Origin of the sequence: Methylosinus sp. Sm6, from assembly GCF_019802345.1 — a bacterium.
Lineage (GTDB): Bacteria > Pseudomonadota > Alphaproteobacteria > Rhizobiales > Beijerinckiaceae > Methylosinus.
Genome location: NZ_JAINDZ010000041.1, coordinates 25,657 through 40,655 on the forward strand (window position 1 = coordinate 25,657; position 14,999 = coordinate 40,655).

General features: G+C 67.4%; 11 protein-coding genes. 4 read left to right on the top strand and 7 right to left on the bottom strand.

Annotation, left to right across the window (positions count from 1 at the left end):
* Positions 1-85: 85 nt before the first annotated feature.
* From dprA to K3F48_RS20250, 4 genes are all read right to left on the bottom strand, one after another.
* Complete coding sequence (dprA, locus tag K3F48_RS20235; protein ID WP_222577249.1) at positions 86-1,318, bottom strand: DNA-processing protein DprA; 1,233 nt, start codon at positions 1,316-1,318, stop codon at positions 86-88.
* Complete coding sequence (gene plsY / locus K3F48_RS20240; RefSeq protein WP_222577250.1) at positions 1,315-1,908, bottom strand: glycerol-3-phosphate 1-O-acyltransferase PlsY; 594 nt, start codon at positions 1,906-1,908, stop codon at positions 1,315-1,317. The genes dprA and plsY overlap by 4 nt, the downstream gene beginning before the upstream one ends.
* A gap of 107 nt (positions 1,909-2,015) precedes the next feature.
* On the bottom strand, positions 2,016-2,879 hold the full coding sequence (locus K3F48_RS20245) for a hypothetical protein (RefSeq protein WP_222577251.1): 864 nt from the start codon (positions 2,877-2,879) through the stop codon (positions 2,016-2,018).
* Positions 2,880-2,955: 76 nt separating this feature from the next.
* Positions 2,956-4,776: an ABC transporter transmembrane domain-containing protein gene (locus tag K3F48_RS20250; RefSeq protein ID WP_222577252.1), complete on the bottom strand. Its 1,821-nt coding sequence runs from the start codon at positions 4,774-4,776 to the stop codon at positions 2,956-2,958.
* Between the two features lie 285 nt (positions 4,777-5,061).
* Here K3F48_RS20250 and K3F48_RS20255 point away from each other — a divergent pair, with 285 nt between their 5' ends.
* Positions 5,062-5,238, top strand: a complete 177-nt coding sequence (locus K3F48_RS20255) for a hypothetical protein (RefSeq protein ID WP_222577253.1) — start codon at positions 5,062-5,064, stop codon at positions 5,236-5,238.
* A 216-nt stretch (positions 5,239-5,454) separates the two neighbouring features.
* Here K3F48_RS20255 and K3F48_RS20260 read toward each other — a convergent pair whose 3' ends face one another.
* Together K3F48_RS20260 and ligA are read right to left on the bottom strand one after the other, a co-directional pair.
* A complete protein-coding gene (locus K3F48_RS20260) occupies positions 5,455-6,171 on the bottom strand; it encodes a DUF1013 domain-containing protein (RefSeq protein WP_222577254.1) in 717 nt (238 codons plus the stop codon).
* 204 nt (positions 6,172-6,375) lie between these two features.
* On the bottom strand, positions 6,376-8,517 hold the full coding sequence (gene ligA, locus K3F48_RS20265; protein WP_222577255.1) for an NAD-dependent DNA ligase LigA: 2,142 nt from the start codon (positions 8,515-8,517) through the stop codon (positions 6,376-6,378).
* Positions 8,518-8,670: 153 nt separating this feature from the next.
* On the opposite strand from ligA, the gene K3F48_RS20270 reads away from it, so the two are divergent.
* Together K3F48_RS20270 and K3F48_RS20275 are read left to right on the top strand one after the other, a co-directional pair.
* Entirely contained in the window at positions 8,671-8,895 is a 225-nt protein-coding gene (locus K3F48_RS20270; protein WP_222577256.1) for a DUF433 domain-containing protein, read from the top strand.
* Positions 8,892-9,074 (top strand): DUF5615 family PIN-like protein, encoded by a 183-nt coding sequence (locus tag K3F48_RS20275; protein WP_222577257.1) that lies wholly within the window; start codon positions 8,892-8,894, stop codon positions 9,072-9,074. The genes K3F48_RS20270 and K3F48_RS20275 overlap by 4 nt, the downstream gene beginning before the upstream one ends.
* Before the next feature lie 175 nt (positions 9,075-9,249).
* On the opposite strand, the gene K3F48_RS20280 is transcribed toward K3F48_RS20275, so the two are convergent.
* Complete coding sequence (locus tag K3F48_RS20280; protein ID WP_222577258.1) at positions 9,250-12,120, bottom strand: EAL domain-containing protein; 2,871 nt, start codon at positions 12,118-12,120, stop codon at positions 9,250-9,252.
* A 304-nt stretch (positions 12,121-12,424) separates the two neighbouring features.
* Between K3F48_RS20280 and ptsP the strand changes: the two genes are divergently transcribed.
* Entirely contained in the window at positions 12,425-14,692 is a 2,268-nt protein-coding gene (gene ptsP, locus K3F48_RS20285) for a phosphoenolpyruvate--protein phosphotransferase (RefSeq protein WP_222577259.1), read from the top strand.
* Positions 14,693-14,999: the final 307 nt, after the last annotated feature.

Sequence of the window (14,999 nt, forward strand, 5' to 3'; positions counted from 1 at the left end):
AGAGCGAGCCTGACGCGCGCCAGTCGTGTGCTCTGCGCTCCAGCGACTTCGAGCGATCGGAAGGCGCTCCCGACGGAAGACGGTTTTAGAGGAGCGAGACGAGATTGCCGCCGTGCCGCGCCACGCGGCCGGCGAGATCGAGCTCCAGCAAGGCGGCATGGACGTCGCGCGCCGGGAGCCCGGCCGCGCGGATCAGCTCGTCGATGGTCACGGGCGCGGGGCCGAGCAGCGCGACAACATGGGCAAGCGCGTCGGCCGGCGCCGCGACCGGCAGCTCCGCGGCGGGCGGCTCAGAGCGCGGCGGTCGCGGCGGCGCATCGGCGAAGCTCGGAGGCCGGCGCTCCTGAAAGGAGAACAGATCGACCTCGTCCCACAGCGGCTCCTCGTCGACGGCGGCGCCGTCGCCCTCGCCGAACAGGTCACGGCCCGGCGTGGGCGTCTGGGCGAGCGCGCGCGTCACATCGTCCGGCCCCGTGCAGATCGTCGCGCCTTGGCGCAGCAGATCATTTGTTCCTTCGGCGCGCGGATCGAGCGGCGAGCCCGGCACAGCGAACACCTCACGTCCCTGCTCCGCCGCAAAACGCGCGGTGATCAGCGAGCCCGAACGGCGCGCCGCCTCGACGACGATCACTGCTCGCGCAAGTCCCGAAACGATGCGGTTGCGGCGCGGGAAATCGCGGCCGCGCGGCTCCCATTCGAGCGGCATTTCCGACACCACCGCGCCGCCGCGCGCCGCGATCTCGTCGATGAGCGGCGCATGCTCGGCCGGATAGGGGCGCGCATGCCCCCCCGCCAGCACCGCGACCGTCCCGGTCTCGAGGCTCGCGCGATGCGCGGCGAGGTCGACGCCGCGCGCGAGGCCGGAGCCGATGACGTAATTCTCCCGCGCCAATCCGCGCGCCAGCCGCTCTGTGAAGGCGAGGCCGGCGGCCGAGGCGTTGCGCGAGCCGACAATGGCGACGCAGGGCCGCGCGAGAACCTCCGCCGAGCCGAGCAGCGCGAGCAGCGGCGGCGCCGATTCGATCTGCCGCAGCAGCGGCGGATAATCGCCGTCGCCGCACGCGAGAAAGCGCACGCCGAGCGCCGCCGCTTTGTCCAGCTCGGCGCGGACGTCGTCCGGCTCGGCGATGCGGATCTTGCGTCCCTGCGCCGAGCGCGCGGCCAATTCGGGCAGCGCGTCGAGCGCCGCCTCGGCGCCGCCGAAGCGATTGACGAGCTGGCGAAAGGTGCGCGGGCCGACATTCTCGGACCGAATGAGCCGCAGCCAATGGAACAGCTGCTCCGGCGTCAATCGGACCGGCGACGACGGCTCGCTCATGTCTTCTGTCCGATGCGGCTTTCGCGGCCGGCGATCAGTCGGCCGATATTGTCGCGGTGCTTCCACCACAGCAACGCCGCCATCACGATGAAGACCGCAGCCTCCGGAACGCGGCCCGCATAGGCGAGGACGAGCGGCGCCGCGACGCTCGCCGCGAGCGCGGACAAGGACGAGTAGCGGAAGAGGCCGGCGACGGCGAGCCACACCGCCGCGAATGCGAGTCCGGCCGGCCAATAGAGCCCGATGAGCGCGCCGAGAAAGGTGGCGACTCCCTTGCCGCCGCGAAAGCCGAGCCAGACAGGCGCGATATGGCCGACGAAGGCCGCCGCCGCGGCGACGACGCCGCCATCGGGCGCGATCTGCGCGCCGATCAGCGCGGCGGCGACGCCCTTCAGCGCGTCGAGCAGCAGAGTGGCTGCGGCGAGATCCTTGCGCCCGGTGCGCAGCACATTGGTCGCGCCGATATTGCCGGAGCCGATCGTGCGAATATCCGTCGTCCCGGCGAGACGGGTCAGCAGCAGGCCGAAAGGGATCGAGCCGAGAACATAGCCGAGCGCGAGGGCGGCGAGATCTTGAGCCGAAAAGGACACGACGCGTTTGTTCCAAGGGGTTGACGGCCTCGGAGCCGCACACGAAGACGTTAGTCGCACGCGCCGCTGCTCGCAAGCCGGATCGCCCGCTCGTCGCTACCGCCTGTTCAAATCGTCGTCGGCTTCATATTCGCCATATAGCTTCGAGTAACGACCCCGGCCCAAAGATCCATGATGCTTCCGACGTCCAGAGCGAAGCCGCCTGCAGCGCGCACATCCTCGCAATAGACCTTGCCGCATGGGCCTGCTCCGACGAGGACGAGTTCGCAGAAATGGCCCGCTTTCAGCTTGGCTCGCACGTCATGATAGACGATCGGGAAATGTGGCTTCTTCAGGGACCAAAGTCTCCGACTGTCTGGCCCTTCGAATTTATATTCGCCCGGGACGGCTATGTGCTGCAGCGAGGTGTCGGGAAATTTTTCGCGCAACGCGGAGGCGACGTTCCTGCAACCGATTAGCGTCGCGCTTCGGCTACGCGACATCAGATCGGCCAGGACGCCCGCATGCTCGAGGTGGATATGTATGTTTGCATGAGTGACGATGCCACGTAGATCACCGAGCCGAGAAACGTGATAGTTCAGAAACAGGCGCTCAGCGGCGTTTTGGGCGGCGTTCTGCTCCGCGGTCCGGACGGCGATCGCTCCCAAGGACAGCAATAGTTCACGGCCCGCTTCGGGATCGGTCAACCGCGCCCCGCCCGTGCCGACGACGTCGGCGCCCCGTATTGCGCGTTCGAGGTCGTCCTTCAGCGGCGCATAGACGGTATCCTCTCCGGACGACGGACCAAAAAAATTGCTCATCCAATTGCGATAGTGCGAAGGATGGCCGAATTCAGGATAACCCAATATCGCCGACTCGCCATCGCCCAGGCGAATGAGAGACCACGGCCTGCGGTCTCGGTAAGCCGCTTGCAGCTCTTCGATTACTTTCTTGTATGGAACGTGCTGAACGGGTTCGGACGGTAAGATCACGAGCGCCTCGAAAAGTCATCGCGTTAAATTCCGATTCGCGACGCGGCCGACTCGTCGCGCATGCCTTATATGCGTCTCAGCCCATCCTCTCCTGCAAGCGCTCTTCCATCGCGTGGTCTGGCGCATCGAATTGCAGCCGCGCCAGCCGCGCATAGAGGCCGCCGGCGGCGACGAGACTGGCGTGCGTTCCCGTTTCGACGACGCGGCCCTGCTCCATCACCAGAATGCGCGTCGCCTCCAGCACGGTGGCGAGGCGATGGGCGATGACGAGCGTGGTGCGTCCCGCCATCACATCATGCAGCGCTTCTTTCACCAGCGCCTCGTTCTCGGCGTCGAGCGCGGAGGTCGCTTCGTCCAGCAGCAGCACCGGCGCGTCGGCGAGAATGGCGCGCGCGATGGCGAGCCGCTGGCGCTGGCCGCCCGACAGAGTGACGCCGCGCTCGCCGAGCTCGGCGTCATAGCCCTGCGGCAGCGCCTCGATGAAGGAGGCCGCCTGAGCGCGCCGCGCCGCCGCGACGATGTCCTCGCGCGACGCACCTTCCCGCCCATAGGCGATGTTCTCGGCGACCGTCGCGCCGAACACGATCGGGTCTTGCGGCGCCAGCGCGATGCGGCTGCGCAATTCGTCCGGATCGAGCCGGCGCAGATCGACGCCGTCGAGCGTGATTGCGCCGCCGGTCACATCGTAGAAGCGCTCGATGAGCTGGAACACGGTCGATTTGCCGGCGCCCGATGGGCCGACGATGGCGACACGCTCGCCCGGCTCCACGACGAAGCTCAGATTCTCGACAGCCGCGCCGCCGGAGCCGGAGGGGTAGGAGAAGCTCACATCGTCGAAGACGATGCGTCCGCGCGTCGGCCGCGGCAGAGCGAGAGGCGCATCAGGCGCGGCGATCGCCGGACGGATCGACAAAATCTCGCCGATGCGGCCGGCGGCGCCTGCCGCCGCGGCCACCTCGCTCCACACTTGCGACAATTCTCCGAGCGAGGTCGCCGCGAGCACGGCGTAGAGCACGAATTGCGACAACAGGCCCGAGGTGATGCGCCCCGAGAGCACGTCATGCGCGCCGAGCCACAACATGGCGACGACGCTCGAGAAGACGAGGAAGATCGTCACCGCCGTCACCAGCGCCCGCGCGCTCGTCGCGTCGCGCGCGGCGTCATAAGCCTCCTCCGCCGCGGCGGCGAAGCGGCCGGTCGCGGCCGTCTGCGCGTTGCAAGCCTGCATGGTGCGAACCGCGGAGAGGTTCTCGGCCGCAAAGGCGCTGGCCTGCGCCAGCTTGTCCTGCGCATGGCGCGACCGCTTGCGAACGGCGCGGCCGGAGAGAATGAGCGGCAGAACGATCAGCGGAATGGCGGCGAGTGCGACGGCGGAGAGCTTGGCGCTGGAGAGCGCCATCATGATCGCCGCGCCGATAAAAAGGAACAGATTGCGCAGCGCCACCGAGGCGGAGGCGCCGAACACCGCTTTCACCTGCGTCGTGTCGGCGGTGAGGCGCGACATCAGCTCGCCGGTCTTGTTGGCGTCGTAGAAGCCGGCGTCGAGGCGCGTCAGATGGCGGAACAAATCGGCCCGCAGATCGGCGACGATCCGCTCGCCGAGCGTGGTCACGAGATAATAGCGGGAGGCCGAGGCGACGGCCAAAATGGCGACCACGGCGACGATCGCGCCGAAATAGGCGTTGACCGCCGCCGGATCGTCGGTGGAGAAGCCATGGTCGATCATGCCGCGGACGGCGAGCGGCAGCGCGAGCGTCGCCAGCGACGCGGCGGCGAGCGCGATGACGGCGAGGCCGATTCGTCCCCGATAGCGCAGCGCGAACGGCGCAATCCGACGTAGAGGGGTGACGATGCGGCGCCAGCGCGCGTCGGAGTCAGGAGAGGTTTCGCCGGTCATCGCGGCGATATAGCCCGCAAATCGGAGTCATTCCAACTTTTTTCCCGCCGCCGCCCGGGGAAGCCTCGTCGACGCCGCGACGTAGAGACTTGACTTCCTTGAATGTCGCCAAAAGCCCGCAATTCGCGGGCGCGATCCAGCGAGAGAGCGACTGGACAGTCGATAAGGTTATGTTAGGCTCTGCATGTCGAGAAGACACCCCCGCTGCAACGGGGGTCTATGCGCACCCGTCACCTCGAACAATGATAAGGCGGGACGCACTGGAAACCGGAAGGAGTGACAGCAATGGCCGAGAAAGAATTCGAACCCACGCTCTCCACCAACGTCTACCTCTTCGCCGGCATCGGCGCGCTTCTGCTCGGCGGCCTCGGCGCCGCCGGCCTCGGCGGCATCGCCAACACGGTCTCCGCCGCAGTCGTCGGCGGCCTCGCGGGCGGCATTCTGGGCTTTTATTTCAAATAAGCCCAGGTCTCTCGCGCGTCGGATACGTTTCGCACGCGAGTCTCTCGTCGTCCGCCCGACCGGCTCTCACCGCTGTGGCGCAGATCACCGTAACGCCGACGGTTGCCGCCGTCGGCGTTATGATTCGCCAGTCCGCCGTCGACCCCTGCACCAAACCATGAAGCACGGGCGTCGGTAAATGCGCCAGATTGTCGCGCCCCCTGCGCACCCTGGCGCTCAGTCCTCGAAGTCGAGGTTTTTCAAGCGGCCGAACACGCGGTCGGCGTCGAACTGATCTTCTTCCTGCTCGACCGGGGCCGGCGTGCTCTTGCCGAACACGTCCTCGGTCGTCGTCGGCTCGTGATAAGGCCTGGTGGTCACCTCGGCCGGCTGCAGCGTCTGGCCCTGCTCCTCCAGCGCGGCCGGGCGGTCCTTGGCGGCGCGATTGACCTCGAAATCGAGATCGATCTGCGAGCAGAGGCCGAGAGTGACGGGGTCCATCGGCGCCAGCGCGGCGGAATTCCAATGGGTGCGCTCGCGCACCGCCTTCAGCGTGCTCTTGGTCGTGCCGACGAGGCGCATGATCTGCGCGTCCTTCAGCTCCGGATGATTGCGCACCAGCCAGAGAATGGCGTTGGGCCGGTCCTGGCGGCGCGACAGCGGCGTGTAGCGCGGCCCGCGCGCGCGCTTGATCTCGGGCACCTTCACCTTGGAGACGGAGAGCGCCAGGCGATGAGCAGAATCGCGCTCGCCACGGGCGATCTCCTCGCGCGTCAGCTGGCCGGAGGTGATCGGATCGAGGCCGCGAATGCCTGCGGCGACCTCGCCGTCGGCGATGCCTTTGACCTCGAGCGGATGCAGCTTGCAGAAGTCGGCGATCTGATCGAAGCTCAGCGATGTGTTCTCGACGAGCCAGACGGCGGTCGCCTTGGGCATGAGCGGAGCGGTGCTCATCTTCTGATTCTCCTTCACGTGCGATGGCCGCGGCGCGCGTGGCCGCGCGGCCCGAGGCATCCGCCTCGTCACTCGATCACCATGCTGGGGGATAGAAATGATATAGCGTGTGGCGCCGTAAAGCGCAATGCGCGTACGGAGCTCCGAATGGAACGCCTTGCTGCGCTTGCACGCACTGCGAGCCTGAAGGCTCGCGCTCGACGGTCACTGCCCCGTGCGCGAAAACCACTCCTCCTCGCTGATCACTTCCACCCCGAGCTCCTTGGCCTTGGTCAGCTTGGAGCCTGCGCCGGGGCCGGCGACGACGAGATCCGTCTTTTTCGAGACGGAGCCGGAAATCTTCGCGCCGAAGCGTTCGGCCTGCGCTTTCGCCTCCTCGCGCGTCAGGCGCTCCAGGGCGCCCGTGAACACCACCGTCTTGCCGGCGACAGGCGACGCGCTCTCGACCTGCGGCATCGGCTCCAGCGTCACATGCGCGAGCAGCGCGTCGATCTCGCGCTCATTGTGCGGCTCGGCGAAGAAGTCATAGAGCGCCTCGGCGACGACGCCGCCGATCCCCTCGATCGATTCGATGCGCTCGCGCGCCTCGCTGCCGGGCGCAGCCTCCCGTGCGGTCTCGCGCAGGCCGGCGAAATCGGGGAAATGCCGCGCGAGGCGGCGGGCGTTGGTCTCGCCGACATGGCGGACGCCTAGAGCGTAGAGAAAGCGATTGATCGGGACGCTCCGCCGCGCGTCGATCGCCGCGAACAGATTGCGCACCGATGTTTCGCCATAGCCCTCTTTGTTCTCGAGCTTCGTCAGGCTGGCGCGGTCGCGCTCGGCGAGCGTGAAGATCTCGGAGGCGGTGCGCACCAGGCCGTCGGTGAAGAAATATTCGATCTGCTTGTCGCCGAGCCCTTCGATATCCATGGCGTTGCGCGAAGCGAAATGCTTCAGACGCTCGATCGCCTGCGCCGGGCAGACGAGAGAGCCGGTGCAACGGCGCACGACGTCCTCGACACCCTTCTCGTCGATCTCGCGCACGGCCGCAGAATGACACTTCGGACACTCATGCGGGAATTCATAAGGCGTCGCGCCTTCCGGCCGCTTGTCGAGAACGACCTCGACGATCTGCGGAATGACGTCGCCGGCGCGCTGCACCACCACCGTATCGCCGACGCGAATGTCCTTGCGGGCGATCTCGTCCTCGTTATGCAGCGTGGCGTTGGAGACGACGACGCCGCCGACGGTCACCGGCTCCAGCCGCGCGATCGGCGTCAGCGCGCCGGTGCGGCCGACATTGATTTCGATGTCGCGGACGATGGTCTTCGCCTGCTCGGCCGGGAATTTGTGCGCGACCGCCCAGCGCGGCGCGCGCGAGACGAAGCCGAGGCGGATTTGCAGGCCGATGTCGTCGACCTTGTAGACCACTCCGTCGATGTCATAGCCGAGCGTCGCGCGCAGCGCCTCGATGTTGCGGAAATGCGCGAGCAGCTCCTCGGCGCCTGTGCAGATTTTGGTCAGCGGATTGGTCGGTAGGCCAAAAGCTGCGAAGGCCTGCACCATGCCGAATTGCGTGTCGGCGGCCATCAGGCTGACCTCGCCCCAGCCATAGGCGAAGAAGCGCAGGGGCCGGCTCGCAGTGACGGCGGGATCGAGCTGGCGCAGCGAGCCGGCGGCGGAATTGCGCGGATTGGCGAAGAGCGGCTTGCCCGCCGCCGCCTGCCGCTCGTTGAGCGCGAAAAAATCCTCGCGGCGCATATAGACCTCGCCGCGGATCTCCAGCACGTCGGGGATCACGTCGCCGCGCAGGCGCTGCGGGATTTCCTCGAGCGTGCGGATATTGGCGGTGATGTCCTCGCCCTCCTCGCCGTCGCCGCGCGTCGCGGCGGAGACGAGCTCGCCCTTCTCATAGCGCAGCGAGCAGGAGAGGCCGTCGATCTTCGGCTCGGCGGTGAACAGCAGCAGCGCCTCGTCGGAGAAATTGAGGAAGCGCCGCACGCGCGCGACGAATTCGTGGACCTCCTCGTCGGCGAAGACGTTGCCGAGCGAGAGCATGCGCACGACGTGCTTGATCTTGGCGAATTTCTCGGCCGGCGCGGCGCCGACCTTCTTCGTCAGCGAGGCGTCGCCCGCGAGCTCGGGGAAGGCTTTTTCGAGCGCCTCGTGGCGCTGGCGCAGCGCGTCATATTCGGCGTCGGAGACGGTCGGGGCGTCTTCCTGATAATAGCGCCGGTCGTGCTCGGCAATCTCCTCCGCGAGCCGCGAATGCTCGAGCTTGGCGCGGCGGGGAGACAGTTCTTCCACAGGGGGGCGTTCTCTTTCGCCTCGCTTGCGGGGAGAGGGACGGAGGTTGTCGGCGCTCATGACAATTCCCTTAATGGTCCCTGTCTCGTTTACGATTATTCGTCGGCCGGCGCCAAGAGGTCCGAACTCGCTCGGGGAACGCCGACCACAGCGGGATGACTGGCGGCGACGGCGGCGATATAATGGGCTCCATTCCCTCGAGGAGGCGCGGTCGTGAGTGAATTGCATCGCATCACCGTCGATCCACTCCAATGCGGCGGGCGTCCCTGCATCCGTTCTCTCCGCATCCGCGTCAAGGACGTGCTGGACCTTCTCGCCGCCGGCGCTTCGCGTGAGGAAATCCTGGAGGATTACCCCATGCTCGAGACGGCGGACGTCGCCGCCGTCCTGGAATTTGCGGCCAGGCAGAACGACCATCCGATCCTGCGCGTCGCGTGACGCGCTTTCTCGTCGACGCACAATTGCCGCCGGCGTTGGCGCGCTGGCTCGTCGCCGTGGGCGATGAGGCGGAGCATGTTTCCGATGTCGGCCTCGGCGGCGCGCGCGACGACGCGATCTGGAGGTTCGCGCTCGCCTGCGGCGCGGTCGTGGTCACAAAAGACGAAGATTTTGCGTAGCGGAAGGCTCTCGAAAAAGACGGGCCGGCGATCGTCTGGATCAGAGTCCGCAACACGCGAAAGCGCGAGCTTCTGCGCTGGTTCGAGATCATGCTCCCAGAGATCCGCGCGGCATTGGAGCGTGGCGAGACCTTGATCGAAGTCGTTTGAACGCGGCGGCACGCGCGTCTCCGCGCTACGCCGCCTCCGGCGCCGCGCCGACCAGCCGCCGCGCCTCCATCGGCGTGATCGGGCGGCCGAAGGCGTAGCCCTGCGCATAGGCGCATCCCAGCTGATAGAGCTCGATCGCGTCCGACTCCGTCTCCGCGCCCTCGGCGATCACATCCATGCCGAGATCATTGGCGAGCGCGATCAGCGAGCGCAAGATCACCGCGCGCGAGCCCCTGCCCGTCTGCCGCACGAAGCCCCGGTCGATCTTGATCGCGTCGAAGGGAAAGCGCTGCAGATAGGCGAGCGAGGAATAGCCCGAGCCGAAATCATCGAGCGCCAATCCGGCGCCGAGCTCCTTCACCCGCGCCAGCATCTCGACCGCATATTCGGGGTTTTCCATCACCAGGCTCTCGGTCAGCCCGAGCTTGAGGCTGCCCTTGGCGATGTCGTTGCGCATCAGCACGCTCTTCACGTCGCGCAGGAGATCGTGGCGCAGCAGCTGCCGCGAGCCCACGCCGACCGTGGCGAAGATCGGCGGATCGACGGCGAGCGCGCGCTGCCAGGCCGCGAGCTCGCGCGCCGTGCGCTCCAGCGCCAGCAGGCCGAAATCGACGACGAGGCCGGTCTGCTCGGCGACCTGGCCGAACTCGCGCGGATCGAGCTGGCCGAGACGCGGATGATCCCAGCGCAGCATGGCCTCGAAGCCTGCGATGGTGCGGTCCTCGAGCCGCACCACCGGCTGGAACAACACCTTCACCTCGCCGCGCTCCAGCGCGCGGCGCAGCTCGGCTTCGAGCGTCAGCCGATCGGAGCGCTGCGAGCGCATCGCCGGGCGGAACACCTCGATGCGGTTGCCGCCGTTGCGCTTGGCGTGGCGCAGCGCGATCTCGGCGTCCTCCAGCATGTCGTGGTCGTCCGGGTGCAGCTCCTTGTCGAACAGCGCGACGCCGATCGACACGGACAGCGAGATCTCCCGGTCGGTGAAGCGCACCGGCGTCGCCAGGGCGCGGCGCACGGAGTCGGCGAGCGCGATCACATGGTCGACATGGGTTTCGGAGACGAGAATAATGGCGAAGCGATCGCCGCCGAGCCGCGCCAGCGTGTCCTGCTTCTGCAGCAGGCGGGTCAGCCGATGAGCGATGGTCAGCAGCACGGAATCGCCGGTGGCGACGCCGACCTGCTCGTTGGTCTGGCGGAAACGGTCGACGTCGATGCTGAGCACCGTCGGCCGCACGCCGGAATCGAGCCCGGCGAAAACGAGAGCGGCGGCGAGACGATCGGCGAACAGTTCGCGATTGGGCAGGCCGGTCAGATTGTCGTGAACGGCGTCGTGCAGCAGCCGCTCCTGCGCATTGCGCATATCGGTGACGTCGGTCAGCGTGCCGACGACGCGGATGACCTCGCCGTCCTGGCCGATCACCGGGCGCGCCCGCAGCCGATAGCACATATAATGTCCATCGGCGCCGCGCAGACGGAACTCCTGATTGATGCGGCCGCGCCTCTGCTCGAGGATGGCGTCCAGAAAGGCGCGATAGCGGTCGTGCTCGAAAGGATGCAGCAGCGCCAGCCAGGACGAGGCCGCGCCCTCGAGCCCGCCGCGGTCGAGGCCGAGCTGCTCCTCCACCTCGGGGCTCACATAGATGTAGTCCCCGGGCACGTCCCAGTCGAAGACGATCTCATTGGCTCCGGTCAGGGCCAGCGCCTTGCGCTCCACCTCGGAGATCGCGCCTTGAGCGAGGCCGCCGCTGGCGAAGGCATTCTGCATAACGGTGAAGCCGATCAGCATCACGATCAGCACCAGACCGCCGACGAGAGCGGGCGAGACCAGATCATTGGTCAGCCAGCCGGCCACGGTGAAGCCCGCCGCGCACACCCACAGCAGCAGCAGGAACCAGGTGGGGATCAGCATGATCGCGCGGTCGAAGCCGTGCGTCGCCAGATACAGCACCAGCACGAAGCCGACCACCGCCACCGTGGCGAGCGAGATGCGCGCGACGCCCGCCGCGACCGGGGCGTCGAACACGGCGAGGCCGACGAGATCGGCGAGGATCAGCAGCCAGAGCGCGGCCACATGCCAGGCCCGCACATGCCAGCGGTTGAGGTTGAGATAGGCGAAGAGAAACACCACGAGCGTCGCCGAGAGCACTGTCTCGGCGCCCGCGCGCCAGATGCGGTCGGCGTTGGGATCGGCGCCGAAAATTTTGGCCCAGAAGCCGAAATCGATGCAGACATAGGCGAGCACGGTCCAGGCGAGCGCGGCCGCGGCCGGAAAGATCACCGCGCCCTTGACCACGAAGACGATGGTCAGGAACAGAGCCAGAAGGCCGGCGATGCCGATTACGATGCCCTTGTAGAGGGTGAGGCTCGTCACCTTGTCCTTGTAGGCGTCCGGCTCCCAGAGATAGAGTTGCGGCAAGTTGGGCGTGCGCAGCTCGGCGACGTAAGTGATGGTCGCGCCCGGATCGATGGTGAGGCGGAAGACGTCGGCGTCGGCGCTGTCCTCGCGCTCGGGCGCAAAACCCTGGCTCGCGGTGACGGCCGAGATCCGCGTCGCGCCGAGATCGGGCCAGATGACGCCGGAGCCCTGCAGCCGGAAATGCGGCGCGACGATCAGCCGCTCCAATTGCTCATCCGTATCATTGGTGAGCGCGAACACGATCCAGCTCGGCCGCGTGCCCGGCTCCCTGGCCCCCACCTCGATGCGGCGGATGATTCCGTCGGAGCCCGGCGCGGTCGAGACCTGCAGCCGGTCGCCTTGCGACGAATAGGTCTCGACCGCATGAGTGAGGTCGATGGCGGACGCGTCCTGCGGCACGCGCACCGAGTCGATGGCGAGGGCGCGAGACGCCCAGAAGACGACAAAAAGCAGAGCGATCAGATATCTGGTCGAGGGCACGAATCACGTCTCTGGCGCGATGGCCGATGGGCCCGGGGCGAAGCGGGAGGCGCCCCCGGGCTTTCGGATGACTTCTTGTCGGAACTTTGACTGGTATCGGCTGCGTCGCCGCTCCGCAAGGCGGTCGAAAACGGTATGGTCCTTGCGAGGGCGCCGCGGCCGCGCAGCCGCGCTTGCGGAGGCGGAAGGAGGCCAATATACGCTGGTAAGGCACGGCGCGCAGATATTGGAACGGGTCTAAATCGTAGCGGGGGCGGCCCTTCGGCTCGCCCCCGAAGGCATGTCGTCGGAACAGGAACACTGGATGCGTAGCGCTCTCGGCGGACCCCGCTTGCTGCTCCGCCGGCTTCGCGAGGTGATGGCGGAGCCGGTGAGCGCCCAGGCGCGGCTCGACAAGATCGTCGTCCTGATCGCGTCCAACATGGTCGCGGAAGTTTGTTCCGTCTATGTCCAGCGCGCCGACCAGACGCTCGAGCTCTACGCCACCGAGGGCCTGAACCGCGAGGCGGTGCATCTCACCACCATGCGCACGAGCGAGGGCCTCGTTGGCCTCATCGCCCGCAGCGCCGAGCCGCTCGCCCTCTCCGAGGCGCAGGACCATCCCGCCTTCTCCTACCGGCCGGAAACCGGCGAGGAAGTCTATCACTCCTTCCTCGGCGTGCCGATTCTGCGCGGCGGCAACACGCTCGGCGTGCTCGTCGTGCAGAACAAGGTGCGGCGCGTCTATTCGGACGAGGAGATCGAGGCGCTGCAGACCACGGCGATGCTCGTCGCCGAGATGATCGCCTCGGGCGAATTGCGCTCGATCGCCAAGGCGCCGGAGAGCTTCGCCCTCGACCGTCCGCTCGTGCTGAAGGGCGCGCCCATGTGCGAGGGCGTCGGATTAGGCTATGCGGTGCTGCATGAGCCGCGCGTGATCGTCAAGCAGCTCATCGCCGAGGATATCGCCGCCGAAGAGCGGCGTCTCGACGCGGCGATCGAGGCCATGCGCGTCTCGATCGACGAGCTCGTCGCCCATGGCGACCGCATGGGCGCCGGCGAGCATCGCGAGGTGCTCGAGGCGGTGCGCATCTTCGCCAATGACCGCGGCTGGGTGCGCCGGCTGCACGAGGCGGTGCTCAGCGGCCTCACCGCGGAAGCGGCGGTGGAGCGCGTGCAGAACGACGCGCGCGCCAAGCTGCAGCGCCAGACCGACCCCTATCTGCGCGACCGGCTGCATGATCTCGACGATCTCGCCAATCGCCTGCTGCATCAGCTCACCGGCCAGAGCTATGTCGCCGACCGCGACCTCATCCCCGAGAACGCCATCGTCGTCGCCCGCAACATGGGCCCCGCCGCTTTGCTCGACTACGACCGCATGCGGCTGCGCGGCCTCGTGCTGGAGGAAGGCGGGCCGGCGAGCCATGTCGGCATCGTCGCGCGCGCGCTCGGCATCGCCACCGTCGGCCTCGCCCCCAATGTCTCCGATCTCGTCGAGGCGGGCGACGCGATCATCGTCGATGGCGTCACCGGCGACGTGCATATTCGTCCGCCGCCGGACGTGCAGACCGCCTATGGCGAGAAGGCGCGGCTGCGCGCCCGCCGCATGGAGCAATACGCCAAGCTGCGCGACGTTCCCGCCGTCACCAGGGACGGCGTCGAGATTGCGCTGCATATGAACGCCGGGCTCATCGTCGACGTGCCGCATCTGCACGAGACCGGCGCGCTCTCGATCGGCCTGTTCCGCACCGAGCTGCAATTCATGGTCGCGCCGCGCTTTCCGCGCATGAACGAGCAATATCTGCTCTACAAATCCGTGCTGGACGCGGCGCCCGGACGCCCGGTGACCTTCCGCACGCTCGACATCGGCAGCGACAAGATCCTGCCCTATATGGCGACGATCGAGGAGGAGAACCCCGCGCTCGGCTGGCGCGCGATCCGCATCGGGCTCGATCGGCCGGGCCTGTTGCGCATGCAGCTGCGCGCCATGCTGAAAGCGGCGGCGGGACGCGATCTGCGCATCATGTTCCCGATGATCGCCAATGTCGCCGAATTCGAAGCCGCCAAGGGAATCGCGCTGCGCGAGCTCGCCCATCTCGAGCGCCACGGCCATGCGACGCCCTCCGATCTCCGGCTCGGCGCTATGGTCGAGGTGCCCTCGCTGCTGTGGGAGCTCGACTCGATCGCCGCGCGCGCGGATTTTCTCTCGGTCGGCTCCAATGATCTCGTGCAATACATGTATGCCGCCGACCGCGACAACACGCGCGTCGCCAAGCGCTATGACCCGCTGTCGACGCCGGTGCTGCGCGCGCTGGAGCGCATCGCCGACGCCGGCCGGCGCGCCGGCAAGACGGTCACTCTGTGCGGCGAGATGGGCGGGCGTCCGCTGGAGGCGCTGGCGCTGCTCGCCATCGGCTATCGCTCGCTATCGATGTCGCCCTCGTCGATCGGCCCGGTGAAGGCGATGATCCTCGCCGCCAATCTCGACGAGGCGCAGGTGTTCGTCGCCACGCTCCTTGCCGAGGAGGACGGCGCCCCGAGCCTGCGCGAGAAGCTGCGCGAGTTCGCGCTGTCACGGGAAATCCCGGTGTAGTCCGATCTCCAGCTCGCCGAGTCTCGCCGCCGCGCCCTTCTCCCGCGCGCGGGAGAAAGCAGCCCCGCGAAGCGGGGTCGGATGAGGGCCCGCGCCGAAAAGCCGTTTTGATGCAAAGCCGAGCGGCCGAGCGCCACACGACCGGCACCCTCATCTAGGGCAATCGGGCGAAGGATAAAATCCCCAACCCTCGTCCTGAGGAGCCGCCGCAGGCGGCGTCTCGGAGGACGGCCGCGGGGCACAACCAAAGGATTCTTCCCATTGCCATCCTTCGAGACGCTCGCTTCGCGGGCTCCTCAGGATGAGG